Source organism: Shewanella sp. MBTL60-007, from assembly GCF_019654915.1.
Lineage (GTDB): Bacteria > Pseudomonadota > Gammaproteobacteria > Enterobacterales > Shewanellaceae > Shewanella.
Genome location: NZ_BPET01000021.1, coordinates 35224 through 58973 on the forward strand (window position 1 = coordinate 35224; position 23750 = coordinate 58973).

24 protein-coding genes are annotated in these 23750 nt (G+C 47.6%); all 24 read left to right on the forward strand.

Going from position 1 to position 23750, the window contains the following annotated elements:
* The first annotated feature begins 195 nt into the window (after positions 1-195).
* The 24 genes from K5Q92_RS09635 (at position 196) to K5Q92_RS09750 (ending at position 23748) form a co-directional block, all read left to right on the forward strand.
* A complete protein-coding gene (locus tag K5Q92_RS09635) occupies positions 196-342 on the forward strand; it encodes a hypothetical protein (protein WP_220768792.1) in 147 nt (48 codons plus the stop codon).
* Between the two features lie 504 nt (positions 343-846).
* The gene (locus K5Q92_RS09640; protein WP_220768793.1) at positions 847-1953 is read left to right on the forward strand and encodes a PAS domain-containing sensor histidine kinase; all 1107 of its coding nucleotides are present in this window, start codon (positions 847-849) and stop codon (positions 1951-1953) included.
* Positions 1946-3301: a sigma-54 dependent transcriptional regulator gene (locus tag K5Q92_RS09645; RefSeq protein ID WP_220768794.1), complete on the forward strand. Its 1356-nt coding sequence runs from the start codon at positions 1946-1948 to the stop codon at positions 3299-3301. The genes K5Q92_RS09640 and K5Q92_RS09645 overlap by 8 nt, the downstream gene beginning before the upstream one ends.
* A gap of 789 nt (positions 3302-4090) precedes the next feature.
* Positions 4091-4423, forward strand: coding sequence for a flagellar hook-basal body complex protein FliE (gene fliE / locus K5Q92_RS09650; RefSeq protein ID WP_220768795.1), 333 nt, complete (start codon positions 4091-4093; stop codon positions 4421-4423).
* A gap of 42 nt (positions 4424-4465) precedes the next feature.
* Entirely contained in the window at positions 4466-6166 is a 1701-nt protein-coding gene (gene fliF / locus K5Q92_RS09655) for a flagellar basal-body MS-ring/collar protein FliF (protein ID WP_220768836.1), read from the forward strand.
* Entirely contained in the window at positions 6156-7205 is a 1050-nt protein-coding gene (gene fliG / locus K5Q92_RS09660) for a flagellar motor switch protein FliG (RefSeq protein ID WP_220768796.1), read from the forward strand. Before fliF ends, fliG begins: the two co-directional genes overlap by 11 nt.
* Complete coding sequence (gene fliH / locus K5Q92_RS09665) at positions 7205-8176, forward strand: flagellar assembly protein FliH (protein WP_220768797.1); 972 nt, start codon at positions 7205-7207, stop codon at positions 8174-8176. The genes fliG and fliH overlap by 1 nt, the downstream gene beginning before the upstream one ends.
* Positions 8148-9488, forward strand: a complete 1341-nt coding sequence (gene fliI / locus K5Q92_RS09670) for a flagellar protein export ATPase FliI (protein ID WP_220768837.1) — start codon at positions 8148-8150, stop codon at positions 9486-9488. The genes fliH and fliI overlap by 29 nt, the downstream gene beginning before the upstream one ends.
* Before the next feature lie 39 nt (positions 9489-9527).
* Positions 9528-9974 carry a flagellar export protein FliJ gene (fliJ, locus tag K5Q92_RS09675; protein WP_220768798.1) on the forward strand — a complete coding sequence of 149 codons (447 nt, stop codon included), beginning with the start codon at positions 9528-9530 and terminating at the stop codon, positions 9972-9974.
* Between the two features lie 165 nt (positions 9975-10139).
* Entirely contained in the window at positions 10140-11741 is a 1602-nt protein-coding gene (locus K5Q92_RS09680; protein WP_220768799.1) for a flagellar hook-length control protein FliK, read from the forward strand.
* Between the two features lie 76 nt (positions 11742-11817).
* On the forward strand, positions 11818-12336 hold the full coding sequence (gene fliL / locus K5Q92_RS09685; protein WP_220768800.1) for a flagellar basal body-associated protein FliL: 519 nt from the start codon (positions 11818-11820) through the stop codon (positions 12334-12336).
* A gap of 70 nt (positions 12337-12406) precedes the next feature.
* Positions 12407-13435 (forward strand): flagellar motor switch protein FliM, encoded by a 1029-nt coding sequence (gene fliM / locus K5Q92_RS09690; protein ID WP_220768801.1) that lies wholly within the window; start codon positions 12407-12409, stop codon positions 13433-13435.
* 12 nt (positions 13436-13447) lie between these two features.
* Positions 13448-13828: a flagellar motor switch protein FliN gene (fliN, locus tag K5Q92_RS09695; protein ID WP_202719846.1), complete on the forward strand. Its 381-nt coding sequence runs from the start codon at positions 13448-13450 to the stop codon at positions 13826-13828.
* Between the two features lie 12 nt (positions 13829-13840).
* Positions 13841-14215: a flagellar biosynthetic protein FliO gene (fliO, locus tag K5Q92_RS09700; RefSeq protein ID WP_220768802.1), complete on the forward strand. Its 375-nt coding sequence runs from the start codon at positions 13841-13843 to the stop codon at positions 14213-14215.
* Positions 14216-14225: 10 nt separating this feature from the next.
* Complete coding sequence (fliP, locus tag K5Q92_RS09705) at positions 14226-14975, forward strand: flagellar type III secretion system pore protein FliP (protein ID WP_220768803.1); 750 nt, start codon at positions 14226-14228, stop codon at positions 14973-14975.
* Positions 14976-14982: 7 nt separating this feature from the next.
* Positions 14983-15252, forward strand: coding sequence for a flagellar biosynthetic protein FliQ (locus K5Q92_RS09710; protein ID WP_220768804.1), 270 nt, complete (start codon positions 14983-14985; stop codon positions 15250-15252).
* 38 nt (positions 15253-15290) lie between these two features.
* Positions 15291-16091 carry a flagellar biosynthetic protein FliR gene (gene fliR, locus K5Q92_RS09715; RefSeq protein ID WP_220768805.1) on the forward strand — a complete coding sequence of 267 codons (801 nt, stop codon included), beginning with the start codon at positions 15291-15293 and terminating at the stop codon, positions 16089-16091.
* A 68-nt stretch (positions 16092-16159) separates the two neighbouring features.
* Entirely contained in the window at positions 16160-17293 is a 1134-nt protein-coding gene (gene flhB / locus K5Q92_RS09720) for a flagellar biosynthesis protein FlhB (RefSeq protein WP_220768806.1), read from the forward strand.
* 140 nt (positions 17294-17433) lie between these two features.
* Complete coding sequence (gene flhA / locus K5Q92_RS09725) at positions 17434-19533, forward strand: flagellar biosynthesis protein FlhA (RefSeq protein ID WP_220768807.1); 2100 nt, start codon at positions 17434-17436, stop codon at positions 19531-19533.
* A gap of 11 nt (positions 19534-19544) precedes the next feature.
* On the forward strand, positions 19545-20954 hold the full coding sequence (gene flhF / locus K5Q92_RS09730) for a flagellar biosynthesis protein FlhF (RefSeq protein ID WP_220768808.1): 1410 nt from the start codon (positions 19545-19547) through the stop codon (positions 20952-20954).
* A 4-nt stretch (positions 20955-20958) separates the two neighbouring features.
* Positions 20959-21840 carry a MinD/ParA family protein gene (locus tag K5Q92_RS09735; RefSeq protein ID WP_220768838.1) on the forward strand — a complete coding sequence of 294 codons (882 nt, stop codon included), beginning with the start codon at positions 20959-20961 and terminating at the stop codon, positions 21838-21840.
* Positions 21833-22552: an RNA polymerase sigma factor FliA gene (locus K5Q92_RS09740; protein ID WP_220768809.1), complete on the forward strand. Its 720-nt coding sequence runs from the start codon at positions 21833-21835 to the stop codon at positions 22550-22552. The genes K5Q92_RS09735 and K5Q92_RS09740 overlap by 8 nt, the downstream gene beginning before the upstream one ends.
* A 61-nt stretch (positions 22553-22613) precedes the next feature.
* Entirely contained in the window at positions 22614-22997 is a 384-nt protein-coding gene (gene cheY / locus K5Q92_RS09745; protein ID WP_012276572.1) for a chemotaxis response regulator CheY, read from the forward strand.
* Positions 22998-23010: 13 nt separating this feature from the next.
* On the forward strand, positions 23011-23748 hold the full coding sequence (locus K5Q92_RS09750; protein ID WP_220768810.1) for a protein phosphatase CheZ: 738 nt from the start codon (positions 23011-23013) through the stop codon (positions 23746-23748).
* The last annotated feature ends 2 nt before the right edge of the window (positions 23749-23750 follow it).

The window sequence follows — 23750 nt, forward strand, 5'->3', positions numbered from 1 at the left end:
GACGGTTAAAGCTAAGACGGTTAAAGCTAAGATGGTTCAAGCTAAGACGGTTCAAGCTGAGACGGTCAAGCGAAGACGGTTCAAGCTAAGATGGTTAAAGCTGAGACGGTTAAAGCTGAGACGGTTAAAGCTGAGACGGTTAAAGCTGAGACGGTTAAAGCTGGGACGGTTTAAGCAAAGACGGTTAAAGCTAAGATGGTTAAAGCTAAGACGGTTAAAGCTAAGACGGTTAAAGCTGAGACGGTTAAAGCTGAGACGGTCAAGCAAAGACGATTTAAGCTAAGATTTTTCGTGAATAAGCCAGAAGCTGAGTCTTCTGGCTTTTTACTGCCTTCACTTTAATCTTTTAAGCTTTTCCGTAAGCGAAGCGTTCCGTCAGGCCGCAGGCCGTTCGTCTTAGCTTGTTCGCCTTTGTTTTAACAGAACCTGCTTTTCCTAGAACCTAGAACCTTCTTTTAACGTAGGTCGGCATTTATGCCGTCACTTTTTGAGTGTTCCTTATATTTTGATGGGCTAAAGCCCAACCTACAAAACTTACTCTGTAGGATTTATAAGTGACCCAGTTTCTTTGCTTTAATGTTTTCCGTAAGCGAAGCGTCCTCGCAGTGAGCTTGCGAACGCCCTAGAGCCTTATCTGTGAGTGAGCTTGCGAACGTTCCGTCAGGCCGCAGGCCGTTCATCTTTAGCTTGTATCGTCTTAGCTTTCCCCTAGAATCTAGAAGGAGCAACGCGACGCCCTCGCAGTGACGCAGTCACGTCCTAGCAGCGAAGCGTCCTTCTTTTAAAAACAACTGGCACAAATCCTGCTTTAACCCCTGCAAATGCAGTTTTTTTGACGGGGTCACCATGTCCGCTATTCCACAGTCTCAACTCGATGGGAATCTTGCTAGTACAAGAGCACCGAAGCGCCCGCAAGTGGTTGATGTACAACAAGCCGCGAATATGTCTAATCGTATGGATCATATCCTGCAGGCGATGCCCTCTGGCGTGGTGATTATCAGTGGTGATGGTATCGTTACCGAGGCTAACCCCGTCGCGGTGGAGCTTCTAGGCACCCCTCTAGAAGGGCAGCGTTGGTTGCAGATCATTAATCGTGCATTCTCACCACAGGATGATGATGGTCATGAAGTGTCCCTGCGTAACGGTCGCCGAGTAAAGCTGGCAATTACCCCGCTTACACCTGAGCCAGGCCAGCTAATTGTATTAACCGATCTAACCGAAACCCGTTTACTGCAAAAGAACTTATCACACCTGCAAAGGCTATCGGCGCTAGGCAAGATGGTAGCGACATTAGCACATCAAGTGAGAACGCCATTAAGTGCTGCACTGTTATATGCCTCAAACCTTGCCAGTCCAAAGATATCTGATGACTCGCGTAAACGCTTTCAAGGCAAGCTAGTCGACAGGCTCAATGAGCTAGAGCATCAAGTCAATGACATGCTGTTAATGGCGAAGGGGCGGCAGCAAGAGCTCGACTCGATTTTGGTTATCGAAGAGGTGGTCGATAATGTGCTGAGTAACTGCCAGCCGATTGCTGAGCAAAAAGGCTGCCGGTTGCATTTTAATAATGAGTCTAAGCAAAAAATTCGAGCGAATGATGCGGCGCTTTGTTCCGCTATCAACAATTTAGTGATGAACAGTTTAGAAGCGGATGCCAGTGAAGTGACTTTGCATGCTTATGATACGCAAACGGCGTTACATATTGATGTTATCGATAACGGCAAAGGGCTCGATGCCAATATGCAGCAAAAAGTACTGGAACCTTTCTTTACCACTAAATCACAAGGCACAGGCTTAGGGCTCGCAGTGGTACAAGCTGTGGTGAACAATCATGGTGGCAAGATGCAGTTTACTTGTCACTTAGGTAAAGGTTGTACTGCGTCATTGAAGTTCCCGTTGCTTTCGCTAAATAAAGCTCACATTGAAGCTCAAGGAGAGAATGAGCATGTCTGAAGGTAGGTTATTACTGGTTGAGGATGATGCTTCACTGCGTGAGGCGCTACTCGATACCTTGATGCTGGCCCATTACGATTGTGTCGATGTGGCATCGGCGGAAGAGGCGATTTTGTCTCTTAAAGCTAACACATTTGATCTGGTCATTAGCGATGTACAGATGGAGGGGATAGGTGGTATAGGTCTGCTCAACTATATGCAGCAACATCATCCTAAGATCCCGGTATTATTGATGACGGCGTACGCCACCATAGATAACGCCGTTAACGCGATGAAACTCGGTGCAGTGGATTATTTAGCAAAACCATTTTCGCCCGAGGTATTACTCAACCAAGTCTCACGTTATATGCCAGCAAAAGCGGCAGAAGGAACGCCGATAGTTGCCGATGAAAAGAGTATTGCGCTGCTAGCGCTTGCTCAGAGGGTCGCGGCATCCGATGCCTCGGTGATGATCCTGGGACCCAGCGGCAGTGGTAAAGAGGTATTGGCTCGTTATATCCATCAGAACAGTCAACGCGCAGAGCAGCCGTTTATTGCCATTAACTGCGCGGCAATTCCTGAAAACATGCTAGAAGCAACACTCTTTGGCTACGAGAAAGGTGCATTTACAGGCGCTTATCAAGCCTGTCCAGGCAAGTTTGAACAGGCACAAGGCGGTACTTTGCTGCTCGATGAAATATCAGAGATGGAAGTCGGGCTGCAGGCTAAGTTGCTTAGAGTATTGCAGGAGCGTGAAGTGGAGCGTTTAGGCGGCCGTAAAACCATTAAGCTCGATGTGCGGGTGTTAGCCACCTCAAACCGAGACTTGAAATCGATGGCGGCATCGGGTGAATTTAGAGAAGATCTGTATTATAGAATTAACGTTTTTCCGCTGACTTGGCCTGCGCTGAATCAACGTCCAGCCGATATCCTTCCTCTTGCAAGACACTTGCTACAACGCCATGCAGCGATTGCTAACCGTAATGAAGTGCCAGAATTTAGTGAATGTGCATCACGGCGCTTATTGGCGCACCGCTGGCCGGGTAATGTGCGCGAACTGGATAATGTGGTGCAGCGGGCACTGATTTTATCTATGTCGGCTAAGGTGACGGCGGCAGATATAATTATCGACTCTCAAGAGTTGGACTTAGCTGGCGAAGTCGCCCCAGCGTTGGCGGGTAATAAGCCCGCTGAACTGGACGGTTTAGGCGATGAGTTAAAGGCGCAAGAGCATGTGATCATCTTAGAGACTCTTTCTCAATGTGGCGGCAGTCGTAAGCTTGTGGCTGAGAAGCTGGGGATCAGTGCCAGAACCCTGCGCTACAAGATGGCTAAAATGCGAGATCAAGGTATTCAAATACCGGCTTAAAAGCCGAGAAGGATGTTAGTTGAGGGCGTTCGCAGGCTCACTGCGAGAGCGCTTCGCTTCTAGGGCGGACTTCGTCCTGCTATACAATCAAAGGCTAAGACGAACGCTTCGCTGACGGAAGACGGAACGTTCGCAGGCTCACTGCGAGGGCGTTCGCAGGCTCACTTCGAGGACGTTCGCAGGCTCACTTCGAGGACGTTCGCTGGCTCACTGCGAGAGCGCTTCGCTTCTAGGGCGGACTTCGTCCTGCTATACAATCAAAGGCTAAGACGAACGCTTCGCTGACGGAAGACGGAACGTTCGCAGGCTCACTCACAGAACGCTACGCTTACGGTATAAGCAAAGGAAAAGAGTGTAATAGTTAAGTTTTGTAGGTCGGCATTTATGCCGTCGCTTTTGATCTTATTTTTTCCGTAAGGCCGCAGGCCGTTCATCTTCGCTTGTTCGTCTCAGCTGTCATCGTCTTTGCTTTCACCTAGCCCCTAGAAGTCGCAACGCGACGCCCTCGAAGTGACGCAGTCACGTCCTAGCAGCGTAGCGTCCTTCTCAGCTTTAACCTTTCTTTTCCGTAAGCGCAGCGTTCCGTAGTGGCGAAGCCACGTGCCGTAAGGCCGCAGCCGTTCGTCTTTTATTTTTGTCCGTCTTTGCTTTTACCTAGGACCTTTCTTTGCCTTTCCTAACAGCGTAGCGTCCTTTCTTAGCTTTTCCCTTCCTTTGACAAACTGGCAAGCTATTTGCTTTATCTAGCTATATCTATATTTCGTCAAGAAATCGACATGGGAGATAAGTATGCAAATTGGTGCGAATTCTTTACTGCAAGAGATGCAGTCACTTAATGGTCAGATCGGCACTTCAAGCATTCAAACTGGGATCACGCGTCAGGTACAAAATACCTCTGGCAGTGATTTTGGTCAGTTACTCTCCCAAGCTGTTGGAAATGTAAGCGAACTTCAAGCAAATGCTTCTAATCTCGCCACTCGACTCGATATGGGAGATACCACGGTGACATTATCTGATACCGTGATCGCCAGAGAAAAATCTAGCGTTGCTTTCGAGGCAACCGTGCAAGTGCGAAATAAGCTGGTTGAAGCTTATAAAGAAATTATGAGTATGCCTGTTTAGGCCTTTATTAGATAAAAGCAGGGTACAAGAGTGAGTACAGAAATGGTTGTAGGAACAGGCTCAGGTTTAGCAACGAGCCCACAAACATCAGGTGTTCAAGAGGAACATAAGCCGGGCTTTATGGGCGCGCTGGGTGGGGTCGATCTACTACGTCAAGTGACGATGATCTTAGCCCTCGCTATCTGTTTGGCTGTCGCCGTTTTTGTGATGATTTGGGCGCAAGAGCCTGAGTATCGCCCGCTTGGACAGATGAGCACCGCAGAGATGGTGCAAGTACTGGACGTACTAGATAAAAATAAAGTTAAGTATGAAATCCAAGGCGATGTCGTCAAAGTTCCAGAAGACAAGTTTCAAGATGTAAGAATGTTATTAAGCCGAGAAGGGCTCGATAACCAAGAAGCCAATAATGACTTCCTAAATAAAGACAGTGGTTTTGGCGTGAGTCAGCGCATGGAGCAGGCTCGTCTGAAACATAGTCAAGAGCAAAACCTCGCTCGTACCATTGAAGAGTTAAAAAGTGTTACTCGCGCTAAAGTGATTTTAGCCTTGCCGAAAGAGAATGTCTTCGCTCGCAACCGCTCTAAGCCCAGTGCTACCGTGGTTGTTAGTACTCGTCGAAGTGGCCTCAGCCAAGAAGAAATTGACTCAATAGTCGATATTGTTGCCTCTGCGGTACATAACCTTGAACCCAATAAAGTGACCGTGACTGATGCCAATGGTCGCCTGCTTAACTCAGGTACACAAGATGGCAGTTCGGCTATAGCGCGTCGCGAGCTAGAAATTGTACAGCAGAAAGAGTCTGAGTACCGCACTAAGGTCGAATCGATTCTTATGCCAATCTTGGGGCCTGAAAACTTTACTTCTCAGGTTGATGTCAGCATGGACTTTACCGCGGTAGAGCAAACGGCTAAGCGCTATAACCCTGACTTGCCCGCACTACGCAGCGAGATGGTGGTTGAGAATAATTCTGCCGGGGGCTCAAGTGGTGGGATCCCTGGTGCGCTTTCTAATCAGCCTCCAATGGAGTCTGATATTCCTCAAGAGGTGAATGCTGAGGAGGCTACAAAGCAGGTTTCAGGTAGCAGTCACAAAGAAGCAACTCGTAATTTTGAGCTAAACACCACGATTAGTCATACCCGTCAGCAAGTTGGCACCTTAAGGCGCGTGAGCGTGTCGGTTGCCGTTGACTATAAGAATGGTCCAGTCTCGGAAGACGGCAGTGTGAATCGCGTACCACGTACCGAGCAAGAGCTAGCCAATATTCGTCGTTTACTCGAGGGCGCAGTGGGGTTTAACACTCAGCGTGGCGACATTATTGAAGTGGTCTCAGTGCCATTTATGGATCAGCTTATCGAAGAAGCGCCAGCGCTTGAAATGTGGGAAGAGCCTTGGTTCTGGCGTGCGGTTAAGTTGGCACTCGGTGCGTTAGTGGTTATCGTATTAATCGTGTTTGTTGTTCGCCCAATGCTCAAGAAGTTAGTTTATCCAGATAGCGTTAATATGCCAGATGAACCGCAGACGGGGGGAGAGCTTGCAGAAATCGAAGATCAATATGCAGCCGATACGCTAGGCATGTTACAGCGCCCCGAAGCAGAATATAGTTATGCCGATGATGGCTCGATTTTAATCCCAGATCTACATAAAGATGATGACATGATTAAAGCGATCCGTGCACTGGTTGCTAATGAGCCTGAACTATCGACCCAAGTCGTGAAAAACTGGTTACTTGAAGATGACAAATAATACTAATTTAGAAGCTAAGTCAGAAGCAGAAGGCTTTAAGACAAGTGATTTAAGCGGCATCGAGAAAACGGCAATTTTGCTGTTAAGTTTGAGTGAGAGTGATGCAGCCTCTATCTTAAAGCACCTAGAGCCTAAGCAGGTACAGAAGGTGGGAATGGCGATGGCGGCTATGCAGGACTTTGGCCAAGAGAAGGTCATTGGCGTTCATAAGCTATTCCTCGATGAGATCCAAAAGTATTCATCTATTGGTTTTAACAGTGAAGAATTTGTCCGCAAAGCGCTTACGGCGGCATTAGGTGAAGACAAAGCTGGCAACCTGATTGAGCAGATCATTATGGGCGGCGGCGCCAAAGGCTTGGATTCACTTAAATGGATGGATGCTCGTCAGGTGGCGACGATTATCCAGAATGAACACCCACAGATCCAAACTATCGTTCTGTCTTACCTCGAGCCAGATCAGGCCGCAGAGATTTTTGGCCAGTTCCCTGAAAATACCCGTTTAGATTTGATGATGCGGATCGCTAACCTCGAAGAAGTTCAGCCTGCCGCATTGCAAGAGCTTAACGATATCATGGAGAAACAGTTTGCTGGTCAAGGTGGTGCTCAGGCGGCTAAGATGGGCGGCCTAAAAGCTGCGGCAAACATCATGAACTATCTAGATACTGGAGTTGAGAGTCACCTGATGGAGACGATGCGCGAATCCGATGAAGAGATGGCGCAGCAGATCCAAGACTTGATGTTTGTGTTTGAAAATCTCATTGATGTCGATGACATGGGCATTCAGGTTCTACTGCGTGAAGTTCAACAAGACGTATTGATGAAGGCGTTAAAAGGCGCCGATGATCAACTCAAAGATAAGTTACTCAGTAATATGTCTAAGCGTGCAGCAGAGTTACTAAGAGATGACCTAGAAGCAATGGGGCCGATTAGAATTAGTGAAGTTGAAGTCGCTCAGAAAGAGATCTTATCTATTGCTCGCCGCCTAAGCGACAGTGGTGAGATTATGCTTGGCGGTGGAGGCGGTGAAGAGTTTCTATAATGACTGACCCTAAAAAGCCACAAGGCGCCAGTATCAATACAAGTGATGAGTTTGAACATTGGGACCTGCCAGATATTGCTCAGCAGCGTGCGCCCTCCTCACAGAATATGTTCGGTCGTCAGAGCTTGCAACTGCAAGTTGAGGAGCAAGCTGAGGTTGAATCAATCTTACCGCCTACATTAAGTGAAATTGAGGATATTCGTGCTCATGCTGAGCAAGAGGGCTTTGCTGAGGGGCAAGAAAAAGGCTACAACGAAGGCCTTGAAAAAGGGCGCTTAGAGGGACTCGAACAGGGACATAACGAAGGTTTCTCCCAGGGCCAGCAGCAAGGTTATCAAGAGGGACTACAGGCGGCATCCGAGGCACTGCAACGTTTCGAGAACCTGTTGAGCCAGTTTGAAGCTCCCTTATCAATTTTAGATACCGAAATAGAGAAAGAACTGCTCAATACCTCAATGGCGTTGGCAAAAGCGGTTATTGGTCATGAATTGAAAACCTATCCTGAGCATATCTTAGCGGCCTTGCGTCAGGGCGTTGACTCTTTGCCGATAAAGGAGCAGAAGGTCAACATCAGAGTCACTCCCAGTGACGACGCGCTGATCTCTGAGTTGTACTCTCAAACCCAGCTAGAGCGTAACCGTTGGGAGATCGAAGCCGACCCCAGCTTAACTGCCGGAGATTGCGTTATTACCAGCGGTCGCAGCCATATCGATATGACGCTCGAAACGCGTATGCAGCATGTCTTTTTAGAGTTAGATAAGCATCAACAAGATCTACAGCAGTTAAAGGAGCAGCAAGAGGACGCCTTGCTTGCGCAAAGACAAACTAAGGCTCAGGAACAAGCGGCTACTGTCGAGCCAAGATTAGATGTTCAGCAGCCTGAGTCTAACGCTGTAGACAGTGGCCAACCAACCGCAGCTATTAAGGCTAATGAAGGTGAGCATGCAGACCCGTCAGCACCAACTCCGTAATAAGTTAGCCCAGCATCAGCAAAAAGTGCATCCATTTGTGGCTGAGGCAAGCGGCCAATTGGTTCGAGTCGTGGGCTTGACCCTCGAGGCAACGGGTTGCCGCGCCGCCGTGGGTAGCCTCTGCGCCATCGAAACCATGTCGGGCGATCTGATTGCCGAAGTTATCGGGTTTGATGATCAGCTGCTCTATCTGATGCCTATCGAAGAGCTTCGTGGCGTTCTGCCGGGAGCTAAAGTGACGCCATTAGGTGAGCAGTCGGGTTTAAACGTTGGCCTGTCTCTGCTTGGACGAGTACTCGATGGCAGTGGTTTACCTATCGATGGTTTAGGCAATTTAAAGACCGAGCAGAAAGCCTCTAGTCATGCCCCAGCCATTAACCCCCTCGCAAGACGTGCTATCAGTGAACCACTCGATGTGGGCGTTCGAGCCATCAACTCTATGCTGACAGTGGGTAAAGGCCAGCGTATGGGCTTGTTCGCCGGTTCGGGGGTTGGTAAGAGTGTGCTGCTCGGCATGATGACCCGAGGAACCACCGCCGACATCATCGTTGTGGGACTCGTCGGCGAGCGTGGCCGAGAGGTAAAAGAATTTATCGAAGAGATCTTAGGCCCAGAGGGGCGTGCGCGCTCGGTTGTTGTCGCCGCGCCAGCCGATACTTCACCTTTGATGCGGCTTCGCGCCTGTGAAACGTCAACCCGCATCGCCGAATACTTTCGCGATCTCGGATATAACGTGTTGTTACTAATGGACAGCTTAACCCGTTATGCTCAGGCGCAGCGTGAAATTGCGCTAGCTGTAGGTGAGCCGCCAGCAACTAAAGGCTATCCGCCATCGGTGTTTGCCAAGTTACCTAAGCTCGTTGAACGTGCGGGTAATGGCGGTGGCAAGCAAGGTTCGATTACCGCCTTCTATACCGTATTAACCGAAGGGGACGACCTGCAAGATCCAATTGCCGATGCTTCCCGGGCAATTCTCGATGGCCATATCGTGTTGTCACGAAGTCTTGCCGACTCAGGGCATTATCCGGCCATCGACATCGAAGCGTCAATCAGTCGTGTCGCGCCTATGGTGATAAGTCCTGAGCATTTAGAGGCGATGCGTAAGGTGAAACAGGTTTATTCCCTGTATCAACAAAATAAGGATTTGATCTCCATTGGTGCCTATAGCCAAGGCAGTGATCCACGCATCGACAATGCGATTCGTTTGCAGCCTGCTATGAACGCCTTTTTAAGACAAACCATGAAAGACTCCGTGACCTTTGAAAGCAGCACCTTGATGCTGACGCAGTTAGGAGCTCAATGCCAAGCATAATGTCCCTCGGATTAATGCCTATTAAGGAAGTTATCTACTATGGCTAGAACCGAGCCTTTATTGATGGTGCTTAAGCTTAGCCAAGAAGCGGAGGAGCAGGCTTCATTGCAGCTTCGCTCGGCTCAACTTGAGTGGCAAAAGCGCCAGAATCAGCTAGAAGCACTGCAAAACTATCGTCTCGATTACATGAAGCAGATGGAGCAGCAACAGGGACAGAGCATTAGTGCCAGTAACTATCATCAGTTTCATCAATTTGTTCGCCAAGTGGACGCCGCCATTGTACAGCAGGTTGCCGCTGTGCAAGATGCAGATAATCAGCGTCAGCACAGGCAGGTGCATTGGCAAGAGAAGCAGCAAAAGCGCAAAGCGGTCGAACTGCTTTTAGCAAACAAAGCCGAAAAAGCCCGGCTTGCAGAGTTACGTGTCGAGCAAAAGATGGTCGACGAGTTCGCCTCCCAGCAGTTTTACCGTAAGAAACTGCGCTAAGTCCCTCCTTTTTTACACTCAGAGCAGGTGTCATTGCCCCTTATATTTCAGTGGTGATTCTTGGCATTATTATTGCTTTATCTAACCATGATTGGCGAAATTAAGCGGTATTTTTGACATTTGGTTGGCTAGCCAAATGTATATTGATGAGTGAATGGAGATGGAATGCAGCAGATGACCAATGTTTTACTCAGTAGTCCTGATTCGAGTAGAAAGGTAGCTGATAGTCAAAGTAAGTCTACTGAACCTAAGACAAGTTCTCATAGTGGAAGTTTTTCAGCTGCGCTAGACAGGGCGAGCGACAATGCATTCGATAAAAAGCCTGTCGATAAAACAAGTTATGCCTCTGCAGCTGAACGGCAAAAAACCGAACAGCAAACCGATAAGGCTCAATCATCTAGTCAGAAGGACGCTGTAGATGATCCCGAGACTATTGGTGGACAAACCTCAAACGGGGTAGTGAGCCAAGCATCAAATGACGTATTAAAAGATGAGACAAGTGAATTAGCATCAGGCTCTGACGATGTCAGTCAGATTTTTGCGCAGATTAACTTAGCAAATAACTTAGCGAATAACCGAGCGAATAACCTTGGCGGCGATTCAAAGCTTGCCGTTAACGGCGAAAGTTTGCCGTTATCAGCTGAGCAGCTTGAATCCGACTCATCGAAGTTAGAGCAAGCCAGCGATGAGCTAGCTGTTCGTGATTTATCTGATGAGGCGCTCATCGCCTTGAGTCTGCAATCTGGGCTGTCAGAGCAAGAACTTAGCAAGCTTTCATCCTCAGAATTAAAAGCCCTGTTACAGCAAGGTCAAATGCTTGATGCAAGCGGTGGCTTAAAGCCTGAATTCGCGGCGGTTTCGACCTTACAGCCTAGCACCGGAGAAATGAGCGATGGTGCGAATAAAGCTGAAGGGACAACCATGGCCGATAAAGCGGCAATCAGCAGTACGGTGACAGACAGCAAGAGCCCTAACGCAGTCGATGTAAAAGGGATACATACTGGTCGCGATATTTTCGGTAAAGAGGTAGCAGGGCAAGCTGCAAATCAAGTCAATGCAGACCAAGCTAAAGCCGCCCAGAATGCTGATGGGGCGAACGCAAATAATGCAACTAATAACATGCCAACCTCGCTGGAACAGTTAAAAGGCGCGGAGCTTTCGGTACGCACAACAGCCAGCCAAGCCGCACTTGAAGTAGGTTCATCGGCTATGACAGATTCTGGGGCGCAGGAGCTGAAGTCTTTTACTGGATTGCAGAGTCAACAACTTCATCAGCAGGGAGCGAGCCGCCAAGAACTGCCTCAGTTTAACTTGTCGTTAAAATCTGTTGGCGAACAGGCACCGCAAATGCAGCAGATGATCCAGCGTTTCTCCCCGGTGATGAATCAGCAGTTAATCACCATGGTTAGCAAGGGGATCCAGCAGGCTGAGATCCGACTCGACCCACCAGAGTTAGGTCACATGATGGTGCGCATTCAAGTTCAGGGTGACACTACACAGGTGCAGTTTCAAGTGAGCCAGCATCAGACACGGGAGCTCGTTGAACAGGCGATGCCTAGACTACGGGAAATGTTGGCTGAGCAGGGAATGCAGTTGACCGATGGTCAAGTATCACAAGGGAACGGTGGAAATAGTCAAGGTGAGCAAGGTCTAGGCAATGGGAATGGTCGCGGTGAGTCTGAAACGGATGAAATTTCAGCAGAAGATATGCTTGCAAGGTCAAATTTATCAACAAGTTCAGCTTCAGGTATAGATTATTACGCATAAGCAGGTAACCTATAGTGGCAGTAGAATATTGATAAAGAGTGTTGAACCCATTTAGCACTCCAGCTAGGGATGGAAAATGGCAGAAGAAGCAGCTTTAGAGTTAGAAGACAGCGTCAAACCAAAAAGTAAAAAGAAGCTGATTATATTCGGTGCGGGCGGTGTTGTCCTGCTGATTGCTATCGCAATTACGGCGTGGATCTTGTTGGGGACGGATGAGGCCTCAGAGTCAAACAATGCAGCAGAAGGGGCAGTGACAGAGCAAGCGCCTAGAACTGGGGAAGCCTATTACGCGGCAATGCCAAGACCTTTCCTTTTCAACCTGTCAGATAACGGTCGCACTCGTTTGGTTGAGATCAAGGTGCAGTTGATGGTACGCGGTAACGATGATGACACGCTGATCCGCAAACATATACCGCTGATCGAAGATGCGCTGCTCACCACCTTCAGTGGAGCGGATATTCAAAAGCTAAGCTCTCCTGCAGGAAAAGATGAATTACGCCAGTTAGCGCTGCGCAATGTGCAAAACACTCTACAGCCTGTAACGGGGCGCACTGTGGTTGAAAAAGTATTGTTTACCGGTTTTGTTATGCAGTAAGGCTACCCTGCTCAAGGGGAGCTAATGCTAGTAATGAAAGCGATTATTTTTTATAAGTAAAGGCGATATCGTGAGTGATTTATTAAGCCAAGACGAAATTGATGCACTGCTCCACGGAGTCGATGATGTCGAAGAGGACATGATTGACGACAACGAGCTTGACGCACGTTCATATGATTTCTCGTCTCAAGACAGAATTGTACGTGGTCGTATGCCAACGCTTGAGATCGTCAATGAGCGTTTTGCTCGCCACTTACGGATCAGCATGTTTAATATGATGCGCCGCGCTGCGGAGGTATCAATTAACGGTGTTCAGATGCTTAAGTTTGGTGAGTACGTACATACCTTGTTTGTACCGACCAGCTTGAATATGGTGCGCTTTAGCCCGTTAAAAGGTACGGCGCTGATCACTATGGAAGCTCGCCTAGTATTTATTTTGGTGGATAACTTCTTCGGTGGTGACGGCCGTTTCCACGCTAAGATTGAGGGGCGAGAGTTTACCCCTACCGAACGCCGTATTGTGCAACTACTACTCAAGATTATCTTCGAAGATTATAAAGACGCTTGGGCGCCAGTGATGGAAGTGCAGTTCGATTACTTAGACTCCGAAGTTAACCCGGCAATGGCAAATATTGTTAGCCCCACAGAAGTGGTGGTGGTGAGTTCATTTCATATTGAAGTCGATGGCGGTGGTGGTGATTTCCATATCACTATGCCGTACTCCATGATTGAACCCATTCGTGAACTGCTTGATGCGGGTGTACAGAGTGATACTCAAGACACCGATATGCGTTGGTCTCAGGCACTGCGTGACGAGATCATGGATGTTGATGTCGGTATCGATGCCACTATCGTTGAGCACAAGGTAACGCTAAGAGAAGTACTAGAGTTCAAAGCGGGTGATGTTATTCCAGTTGAGCTGCCAGAGCATATCATTTTAAAGGTTGAAGATTTGCCGACCTACCGCTGTAAGATGGGCAAAGCCAAAGATAATTTAGCATTAAAAATTTGCGAACAAATTCCAAGACCAGAAACGGTTAAGACAGAGTTGCAGCTGGTGACCCACAAGGGCCGTGCTCGCGAACGTTCCGAGATATAAGGTGAAAAGTAAATGAGTACAGATAGCGGTGATGATTGGGCTGCGGCGATGGCCGAGCAAGCGATTGAAGAAGCCAAAGCGGTTGAGCTAGACGAGTTTAGCAGTGATGCAGCGCCATTAACTGAAGATGAAGCATCTAAGCTTGATGCGATTATGGATATTCCGGTCACTATCTCGATGGAAGTGGGTCGCAGTTTTATCAATATTCGTAACTTACTACAGTTAAACCAAGGGTCTGTGGTTGAGTTAGACCGTGTCGCAGGCGAGCCGTTGGATGTAATGGTTAACGGTACCTTAATCGCCCATGGTGAGGTGGTTGTGGTAAACGATAAATTCGGTATTCGTCTAACGGATGTGATTAGCCAAACTGAGCGGATTAAAAAGCTCAAGTAATAGGGACGTTAGATGAGTTTTCAATTGGTTTTAGCCAGCGTGGGAAGTGCAGCTACTCAAGCTGAAACGCCAGCCTCTCCCTCGAGCATAGCAACACTGTCGAGTATGGTTGGCGGCTTGATAGTCGTTTTACTATTAATCTTCTTTCTGGCTTATCTGGTTAAGCGCTTTAATTTGGTGCCGAGTAGCCAAGGGGTATTAAAAACCCTTGCCGTTACCCCATTAGGGCAGAAAGAGAAGTTAGTACTGGTTGAGGTCGATGGGCAGCAATACCTGCTTGGTGTGACGCCGCAGCAGGTCAGTCTCGTCGATAAGCTAACAAGCCCAGTGGAGATCTCGCCTGAGTCTTTTGCCACCCGCCTACGTCAAGCCAAGACCTCACAATGAAGACATCACAATGATGAAACGGATTTTACTTATAGTCGCTGTGGCACTGTCGTTAACCGCGCCCACAGCTCTGGCTGAAAGTGGTATTTTACCTGCGGTAACCGTGTCAACTGGAGCCGATGGCTCTACCCAATACTCGGTCACCATGCAGATCTTGCTATTGATGACGGCGTTAAGCTTCATCCCGGCAATGGTCATCATGTTGACCTCATTTACCCGCATTATCGTAGTGTTATCGATTCTTCGCCAAGCGATTGGTTTACAGCAGACCCCGTCTAATCAGGTGTTGATCGGCATCAGTATGTTCCTGACCTTTTTTATTATGTCGCCAGTGTTCGACAAGATCTATGATCAGGCTGTGCAGCCATATATTGAACAAGGAATGCCACTGCAAGATGCCTTTAAATCGGGGCAAGGCCCGCTTAAAGACTTTATGCTGGCTCAGACACGCTTGACCGATCTCAATACCTTCATCGAAATCTCAGGCTATCAAAATATCAATGAGCCTGAAGATGCGCCTATGACAGTCATTATTCCGGCTTTTATCACCAGTGAGCTTAAAACCGCATTTCAGATTGGTTTTATGCTGTTTGTGCCATTCCTTGTACTGGACTTAGTCGTTGCGAGTATTTTGATGGCCATGGGTATGATGATGCTATCACCGATGATCGTGTCATTGCCGTTTAAGATCATGTTGTTTGTAATGGTTGATGGTTGGAGCCTAGTCATGGGCACCTTAGCTAACAGTTTCGGATTATAGGTGAGCCATGAGTCCTGAGTCACTGGTTGATATCTTTCGAGAAGCACTGGCCGTTATCGTGACGATCGTGTCGATGATCATTGTGCCAGGTCTTATCATAGGTCTTGTGGTGGCAGTTTTTCAGGCTGCGACCTCAATTAACGAACAAACATTGAGTTTTCTTCCCCGTCTACTGACTACCTTATTAGCACTCATGCTAATGGGGCACCTGCTGATCCAGATAATGATGGATTTCTTTATGCAGATGGTAGACATGATCCCTCTGGTGATAGGTTAGATATGCGTATTTATTCTATTACCCATAGATTTAAATAGATGGAGATCTTACTCGATACCATCATGGACGGCATCGCAGGTTATCTGTGGCCGTTAACGCGAATTTCTAGCATGTTTATGGTGATGGCGGTATTTGGCGCCACCACAACACCGACTCGAGTGCGACTACTATTATCGGTCACAGTTACTGCGGCGGTTGCGCCAGTTTTGCCCCCCATGCCGACTATCGACCTATTTTCTTTAAGCGCAGCATTTGTCACCGCTCAGCAGATTATTATTGGCGTGGCCATGGGGTTTGCGACTCTGCTATTGATGCAAACTTTCGTATTGACCGGTCAGATCATCGGCATGCAGACCAGCCTTGGTTTTGCATCTATGGTTGACCCTAGCTCGGGACAACAGACGCCAGTTATTGGTAACTTCTTCTTGCTATTGACCACGGTGATCTTCTTGGCTGTAGATGGTCATCTACTGCTGATTAAAATGGTCATCGCCAGTTTTGAGTCGATCCCCGTGTCAATGCAGGGGTTAAGCTTGGCAAGTTATCGTCTATTCACCGAATTTGTCGGTTATATGTTTGGTGCGGCTTTAACTATGTCTATTTCTGCCATTGTGGCACTGCTGACTATCAACCTCTCTTTTGGCGTGATGACACGAGCATCGCCCCAGCTAAACATTTTTGCCATCGGTTTTCCGGTCACCATGGTGGCAGGACTATTCATTCTCTGGCTAACGCTGTCGCCTATTATGTCTCATTTCGATGAGGTATGGAGTGAAACCCAAATTTTGCTCTGTAATGTGCTCGAGCTGCAATGTCGTGTCGATGGAGGGCTTAATTGATGACTTTCCGTCATGTAACTAACCCCACTATTTGTCTACGCTCTTGTTTAAGAGGAGGGCTACTTTAGATGGCAGAAAATGATAGTAGCCAAGAAAAAACAGAGGAAGCAACCTCCAGAAAGTTGCAACAGGCCAAAGATAAAGGGCAGGTTGCACGTTCTAAAGAGCTAGGCACATCGGCTGTGCTTATCGCTTCATCGGTAGGCCTGCTGATGACAGGGCCTAATATTGCTCAGGCGATGCACAACATAATGAGCAAGCTATTCACCATGAGTCGAGATGAGATCTTCGATACCAGTCAGATGACCAATGTCTGGGGCTTGGTGGGTACTGAGCTGGCCGTGCCGCTTTTGGGATTTATTACTTTTTTAGCATTGATAGCCTTTGCCGGTAATATCGCTCTCGGTGGTATGTCTTTCTCAGTAAAAGCTTTTATGCCAAAGGCGAGTAAGATGAGCCCAGTCGCAGGTTTTAAGCGGATGTTTGGTGTTCAGGCGGTGGTTGAACTGACAAAAGGTATAGCAAAATTTTCTGTGGTAGCGATCACTGCCTACCTGCTGCTCAGTATCTATCTTGACCGTATATTGATGCTGTCCCAAGACCATCTACCGGGCAATATCTATCATGCTCTAGATCTTATTGTTTGGATCTTCATTTTGTTATGTGCTTCGACGTTTCTGATTGTGGTAATCGATGTGCCCTTTCAAATTTGGAATCACGCCAAGCAGTTGAAGATGACCAAACAGGAGGTCAAAGATGAATATAAAGATACCGAGGGTAAGCCTGAGGTAAAGGGACGCATTCGTCAGTTACAGCGTGAAATGGCTCAAAGGCGTATGATGGGCGAAGTGCCTAATGCCGATGTGATAGTGGTGAACCCTGAACATTACGCCGTAGCGGTTAAATATGATGCGGCTCGCTCTACTGCTCCTTTCGTGGTGGCTAAAGGGGTAGACGAGGTGGCCTTTAAAATTCGTGAGATAGCACGTGAGCATGATGTCGCTATTGTGTCGGCGCCGCCACTTGCCCGTGCTATTTACCATACCACTAAAATTGATCAGGAGATCCCTGAGGGCTTGTTTACCGCTGTAGCCCAAGTCTTAGCCTATGTATTCCAGTTACGGCAATATCAAAAAGGCAAGGGCAGACGTCCTAATCCTATTCCTTTAAAGCAACCTATCCCTGACGAATTGAAGCATTAGCGTAAAAATCCGTCACTCAAGAGCTAAGCTGTTCTTTGCGAAAGCCTTTCAGGTTATAGTTATACCGCCAGTATCAGATTGAAGTTGGTACGATACTTGCTTTGTAGGTCGTTAGACGTCAAAGATCGGACTCAGGGTGAATGGAATTTAAAGCAAGTCTAGGGCAATTAAAACAGATAAAGCCCGCACAACTAAAAGGTATTGGTACACCATTATTGGTCTTAGCCGCTCTGGCTATGATCATCTTGCCAATGCCTGCATTCCTGCTCGATATCCTTTTTTCATTCAATATCGCACTGGCGTTAGTCGTTTTATTGGTGGCTATCTATAGTGACCGCCCCCTAGATTTTGCTGCATTTCCTACCGTATTGCTGGTTGCCACCCTACTTAGGCTTGCACTAAACGTTGCTTCAACGCGAGTGGTGCTGCTAGAAGGCCATAACGGTGGTGACGCTGCGGGTAAGGTTATTGAAGCCTTTGGCTCCGTAGTTATTGGTGGTAACTATGCCGTGGGTCTCGTGGTTTTCTTAATCCTTATCATTATTAACTTTGCCGTTGTTACCAAAGGCGCAGGGCGAATTTCAGAGGTGAGTGCTCGCTTTACCCTAGACGCCATGCCAGGTAAGCAGATGGCTATCGATGCCGATTTAAATGCTGGCTTGTTGACCCAAGAAGAAGCGCGTGCTCGCCGCGCCGAAGTTACCCGCGAGGCCGACTTTTATGGGGCGATGGACGGTGCTTCCAAGTTTGTAAAAGGTGATGCGGTCGCCGGTATCTTAATTCTTATTATCAACATCGTCGGCGGCTTTATTATTGGTATGGCGCAGCACGATCTCGATTTCGCTACGGCGGCAGAGATCTACACCCTGTTGACGATAGGTGACGGCCTAGTGGCACAGATCCCAGGCTTACTATTGTCTATAGCAGCGGCCTTGATGGTGACCCGCCAAAACGAATCTGGTGACATGGGCGAAATGGTCATGAGCCAGATGTTTGACAGCCCTAAGTCACTAGCCATCGCCGCAGCGGTTATGTTTGTGATGGGTATTGTTCCTGGTATGCCACATTTTGTGTTCCTCTCATTCGCAGCTATCGCGGGTGGTGCGGCTTACTTCATTAAGAAAAAGCAAGATACAGATCGTGAGCGTGCACTTGAGCTTGCTAAGTCAGGGCCTGCAGAGCCAAAAGATGCACAGCCAAAAGAGCTAAGTTGGGACGATGTTCAGCACGTTGACACTATCGGCTTGGAAGTGGGTTACCGTTTAATTCCTTTAGTGGATAAAGGCCAAGGCGGAGAGCTACTTGGACGCATTAAGGGCGTACGTAAGAAGTTGTCTCAAGAGCTAGGTTTCTTGGTACCAGCGGTACATATTCGCGATAACTTAGATCTATCACCCAATGCCTATCGGATCTCATTGATGGGGGTGGCATCGGGCGAGGCGGAGATCCGTCACGATTGTGAACTTGCGATTAACCCAGGCCAAGTCTATGGCAAACTCGATGGTATCGAGACAAAAGATCCAGCCTTTGGCTTAGATGCGGTTTGGATCGCTCCTGAAATGCGAGAGCATGCCCAAACCTTAGGTTATACGGTAGTCGATGCCTCAACGGTAGTGGCCACTCACATCAGTCAGTTGTTGACCAATAATGCAGCTAAACTACTGGGTTATGAAGAAGTACAGCAGCTACTTGAAATGCTAGGTAAACACTCACCTAAGTTGGTAGATGGCTTTATTCCAGATGTGATGCCACTAGGTACTGTGGTGAAAGTAATGCAGAACCTGCTGAATGAAGGTGTCTCAATCCGAGACATGAAGACCATAGTTCAAACCTTATTGGAATATGGTCCTAAGAGCGGCGATACCGAAGTGTTAACCGCAGCGGTACGTATTGCACTAAAACGTATGATTGTTCAGGAGATCAGTGGCCCAGAGCTCGAAATCCCTGTCATAACTTTGGCGCCAGAGTTGGAACAGATGTTGCATCAGTCTATGCAGGCAACCGGAGGCGATGGTCCGAATATCGAACCAAGTCTTGCAGAGCGTATGCAGAAGTCACTTGTCGATGCCACGCAGCGACAGGAGATGGTGGGACAGCCCGCAATTTTATTGACATCGGGCATGTTACGTTCAACCTTGTCGCGATTTGTTAAGCATACGATCCCAAATTTGCGAGTCATTTCCTATCAGGAAGTGCCCGATGAGAAGCAGATCCGCATCGTCTCGGCAGTGGGTCAGTAGAGGTCGAATAATTGAAGATTAAAAGGTTTTTAGCAAAAGATATGCGCTCGGCCTTAGCCCAAGTCAAAGAAACATTGGGTTCAGATGCTGTGATCATGTCGAATAAGAAGGTCACTGGCGGCATAGAGATTGTGGCAGCCGTAGACTACGATGAGCCAAAGCCAAAAATTACGGCGGCAACGCCATCGGCTGCTATGTTCACCGATTTAGCCGAAGAGAAGGTCACTCTTGGTGCACGTCTCAATGCGAAAGCTAATGTGAAAGCCGAAACTCGCGCCGCACCGACGCCCGCTCCAGACTCATTGCAGGCATTATTAGAACGTCAGCAGAGCCGCATTAATCAACAGGCACAACCCACGCGAAGCGACGAGCTTGATATGCCTGAGTGGGCAAAAGGGCTGCAAGCACAACAGAGCAAACATGAGCCTGTAAAAGCAGAGTTTACCCCTAATCGCGCACCAGATAACTTTAATGCAAGCAAACAGAACAGTAGCGCCGAGATGGATGCTATGAAAGAGGAGTTAGCCTCGATTAGAAGCTTGCTCACTCATCAAGTTAACACCTTAATGGCCGAGCAGAAGAAGCGTCTCGATCCTGTGGGTGCCATGTTAGAAAGCAAATTGCTCGAAGCAGAGTTTTCCCCTGAGATAGCGCAAAAGCTGTCAGGTTTGACTGAACATTACTCGCCAGCTGAACTGGTCGCTTCTCTGCCACGTTGTTTAGCCAATATGCTTGATAATCAAGGCGACGATATCGTACGTCAAGGTGGTGTGGTCGCTTTTGTTGGGCCAACAGGCGTTGGTAAGACAACAACAGTGGCGAAATTAGCCGCACGTTTTGCCGCATATCACGGCTCAGATCAAGTTGCGCTCATTACTACGGACCATTATCGCATTGGAGCCTTTGAGCAATTGGCAACTTATGGCAAGATAATGGGATGCCCTGTAAAACAGGCTCATGATTTTAATGAGTTAGAGCAAATACTTTATCAATTTAGAAACCGTAAGTTGGTACTCATTGATACAGCAGGTATGGGGCAGCGCGATCAGCGATTATTCCAGCAACTCGACAGCTTAGCGGCAAATAGCAGATTACCTATTCGTAGTTATCTGGTAATGTCTGCAACAGGACAGCGCCGAGTATTAGAAGATGCTGTCAAACAGTTTACACGTATCCCGCTTTCAGGCGCGGTACTGACAAAATTAGATGAATCAATTTCACTAGCGCCAGCGTTAAGTGTTTTGATTCAAAATGGGTTGCCTTTAAGTTATGTAACAGACGGACAAAGAGTGCCAGAAGATATGCAGGTGGCAGATACTCTTTCCCTTGCTAAGCACGCGTTAGCAGCATTAGATAACAAACCTATAGAACCATTACAGAATAGTGAAGGGTCACATGAGATGACCTATGCATTTGAGTGAAGCCATGACTCCGGATCAAGCAAGCGGTTTACGTATGATGAATCAGCCAAATAATGAAAAAGTAAAAGTAATCGCCGTATCAGGTGGTAAAGGTGGTGTTGGTAAAACCAGCGTGTCAATTAATACGGCTGTAGCCTTGGCAGAAAAAGGCAAGCGAGTATTAGTGTTGGACGCTGACTTAGGTCTAGCTAACGTTGATGTGATGCTAGGCTTACGTGCCGAGCGAAATTTATCTCATGTTTTATCCGGAGATGCCGAATTAGATGATGTGATCTTAAGAGGCCCTAAAGGAATAGGTATTATTCCGGCCACTTCTGGCACTCAGGCGATGGTGGAACTGACACAGGCTCAACATGCAGGTCTTATTCGTGCGTTTAGTGAGATGAGAACTCAATTCGATATTCTTATTGTCGATACTGCGGCAGGTATATCGGATATGGTGCTAAGCTTTTCTCGTGCTTCACAAGACGTATTGATTGTGGTGTGCGACGAACCGACATCAATTACCGATGCTTACGCGCTGATTAAGATTTTAAGTCGTGAACACGGTGTGTTCCGCTTTAAGATTGTGGCGAATATGGTACGCAGTCTCCGTGAAGGAATGGAGCTGTTTGCCAAGCTTAGCAAGGTAACCGACAGATTCCTTGATGTCGCGTTAGAGTTAGTTGCAACCGTGCCATATGATGAGAACTTACGTAAGTCTGTGCGCAAGCAAAAGCTGATTGTTGAGGCGTTTCCAAAGTCTCCAGCCGCGATTGCCTATCAGGGACTGGCGAATAAAATCATGAGCTGGCCAGTACCATCGCAACCTGGTGGACATTTAGAGTTTTTCGTTGAACGTCTAGTTCAACGCCCTGATTATCAAGAGGATAAGTCGGGTGAATAAAGCGGCCGCGTATACTCGTTTTGATAATAAGACGTCTATCGTTGAACAGTATGCACCGCTTGTAAAAAGAATAGCTCACCATCTTTTAGCTCGTTTACCCGCATCAGTGCAGTTAGATGACTTGTTGCAGGCGGGCATGATGGGGCTGTTAGAAGCGTCATCGAATTTTGATGGTAGTAAAGGCGCCAAGTTCGAAACCTTCGCAGGTATTCGAATTCGTGGCTCCATGTTAGATGAGATCCGCCGAGGCGATTGGGTACCGCGTTCAGTACATCGTAACCAGCGCCGGGTGGCTCAGGTAATCGATGAACTTGAGCAAGAGCTAGGTCGTGATGCTCGCGATGGCGAAATCGCCGAGCGGCTTGAGATCTCACTCGAAGAGTACCACACAATTTTAAACGACGTTTCAGTTGGAAAAGTTGTCGGTATAGAAGATTTAGGCGTGGCAGTTGAAAGTACTAATCCTGAAGACTGCCACCAAGATAATGCTTTTGAATCACTCGCCGAAGTCGAGTTTCATTCAGCGTTAGTCGATGCGATCAAGCAATTGCCAGAAAGAGATGCGCTGGTATTGTCGCTATATTACGATGAAGCATTAAATTTAAAAGAGATTGGGGCCATTCTTGAGGTCAGCGAGTCTAGAGTCAGCCAGATCCACAGTCAGGCGATGCTAAGACTCAAAGGAAAACTCAAGCACTGGACACAAGAATAATATCAACAATACTTGATACCACATTACACGAGCAATAAAAGCGCGCCCAGCGGAGGAAACCTTGGACAAGAATATGAAGATTCTTGTTGTTGACGACTTTTCAACAATGAGACGTATCATTAAGAACTTGTTACGTGACTTGGGATTTAACAATACCCAAGAAGCCGATGACGGTTCAACAGCCTTACCTATGTTACAAAAGGGCGATTTTGATTTCGTCGTTACCGATTGGAACATGCCAGGTATGCAAGGTATTGATTTATTAAAGGCTATTCGTGCCGATGATAACCTCAAGCACCTACCCGTATTGATGGTGACAGCAGAAGCGAAGCGTGAGCAGATCATTGCCGCAGCACAAGCTGGTGTGAATGGCTATGTGGTTAAACCTTTTACTGCCGCCACACTAAAAGAGAAGTTGGACAAAATCTTCGAGAGACTCGGCTAAGCAAGGATGAGCTATGCAGCAACAATCTTCAGCGCTGATTACTCTTGAGCAAGCTGAGAGGCTAGTTGCGCTCCTAAGTCAAGGAGAGCAAGAAAGTGCAGATGAATTGGTCAGAGAAATTGCCGCGCCAATTCAAAAGGATCTCTTCGATGAAGTTGGACGTTTAACTCGCCAACTCCATAGCGCGATTTCTGATTTTCAGTTCGATACGCGCTTAATCGAGCTAGCCAATACCGAGATCCCAGATGCAAAAGAGCGCTTAACCTACGTCATTGATATGACGGAGCAAGCAGCAAACAAGACGATGGATGCGGTCGAGGAGTGTTTACCTCTGGCAAGCGCACTTAGCGACAATATTCAAGCAGTAAAACCGGCGTGGGATAAACTCATGCGCCGAGAATTACCGCTAACTGAATTTAAAACGCTATGTCATGACATCCAGCAGTTTGTCGAAAGAAGTGAGTCGGATGCGAGTCGGGTTAAAGAACTTCTGAACCAAATTCTACTGGCACAAGACTTTCAAGACTTAACCGGACAAATGATCCGTAGAGTCATCGAGCTCGTTAGGGAAGTTGAAAATAGTCTGGTGTCGATGTTGACCGCATTTGGTGAGCAACCAGCAACAGCGACGAATGACAATCCAAAACGAAATGTTGAAGCGGAAGGTCCTATAATGAACGCCGAGCACCGCCAGGATGTGGTGACAGGTCAAGATGAAGTTGACGATCTGCTTTCGAGTCTAGGTTTTTAAGG

Coding starts and splice junctions, on each gene's coding strand:
- K5Q92_RS09635 (WP_220768792.1), top strand. CDS start 196: ATGGTTAAAGCTAAGACGGTTAAAGCTAAGACGGTTAAAGCTGAGACG.
- K5Q92_RS09640 (WP_220768793.1), top strand. CDS start 847: ATGTCCGCTATTCCACAGTCTCAACTCGATGGGAATCTTGCTAGTACA.
- K5Q92_RS09645 (WP_220768794.1), top strand. CDS start 1,946: ATGTCTGAAGGTAGGTTATTACTGGTTGAGGATGATGCTTCACTGCGT.
- fliE (WP_220768795.1), top strand. CDS start 4,091: ATGCAAATTGGTGCGAATTCTTTACTGCAAGAGATGCAGTCACTTAAT.
- fliF (WP_220768836.1), top strand. CDS start 4,466: ATGGTTGTAGGAACAGGCTCAGGTTTAGCAACGAGCCCACAAACATCA.
- fliG (WP_220768796.1), top strand. CDS start 6,156: ATGACAAATAATACTAATTTAGAAGCTAAGTCAGAAGCAGAAGGCTTT.
- fliH (WP_220768797.1), top strand. CDS start 7,205: ATGACTGACCCTAAAAAGCCACAAGGCGCCAGTATCAATACAAGTGAT.
- fliI (WP_220768837.1), top strand. CDS start 8,148: ATGCAGACCCGTCAGCACCAACTCCGTAATAAGTTAGCCCAGCATCAG.
- fliJ (WP_220768798.1), top strand. CDS start 9,528: ATGGCTAGAACCGAGCCTTTATTGATGGTGCTTAAGCTTAGCCAAGAA.
- K5Q92_RS09680 (WP_220768799.1), top strand. CDS start 10,140: ATGCAGCAGATGACCAATGTTTTACTCAGTAGTCCTGATTCGAGTAGA.
- fliL (WP_220768800.1), top strand. CDS start 11,818: ATGGCAGAAGAAGCAGCTTTAGAGTTAGAAGACAGCGTCAAACCAAAA.
- fliN (WP_202719846.1), top strand. CDS start 13,448: ATGAGTACAGATAGCGGTGATGATTGGGCTGCGGCGATGGCCGAGCAA.
- fliO (WP_220768802.1), top strand. CDS start 13,841: ATGAGTTTTCAATTGGTTTTAGCCAGCGTGGGAAGTGCAGCTACTCAA.
- fliP (WP_220768803.1), top strand. CDS start 14,226: ATGATGAAACGGATTTTACTTATAGTCGCTGTGGCACTGTCGTTAACC.
- K5Q92_RS09710 (WP_220768804.1), top strand. CDS start 14,983: ATGAGTCCTGAGTCACTGGTTGATATCTTTCGAGAAGCACTGGCCGTT.
- fliR (WP_220768805.1), top strand. CDS start 15,291: ATGGAGATCTTACTCGATACCATCATGGACGGCATCGCAGGTTATCTG.
- flhB (WP_220768806.1), top strand. CDS start 16,160: ATGGCAGAAAATGATAGTAGCCAAGAAAAAACAGAGGAAGCAACCTCC.
- flhA (WP_220768807.1), top strand. CDS start 17,434: ATGGAATTTAAAGCAAGTCTAGGGCAATTAAAACAGATAAAGCCCGCA.
- K5Q92_RS09735 (WP_220768838.1), top strand. CDS start 20,959: ATGACTCCGGATCAAGCAAGCGGTTTACGTATGATGAATCAGCCAAAT.
- K5Q92_RS09750 (WP_220768810.1), top strand. CDS start 23,011: ATGCAGCAACAATCTTCAGCGCTGATTACTCTTGAGCAAGCTGAGAGG.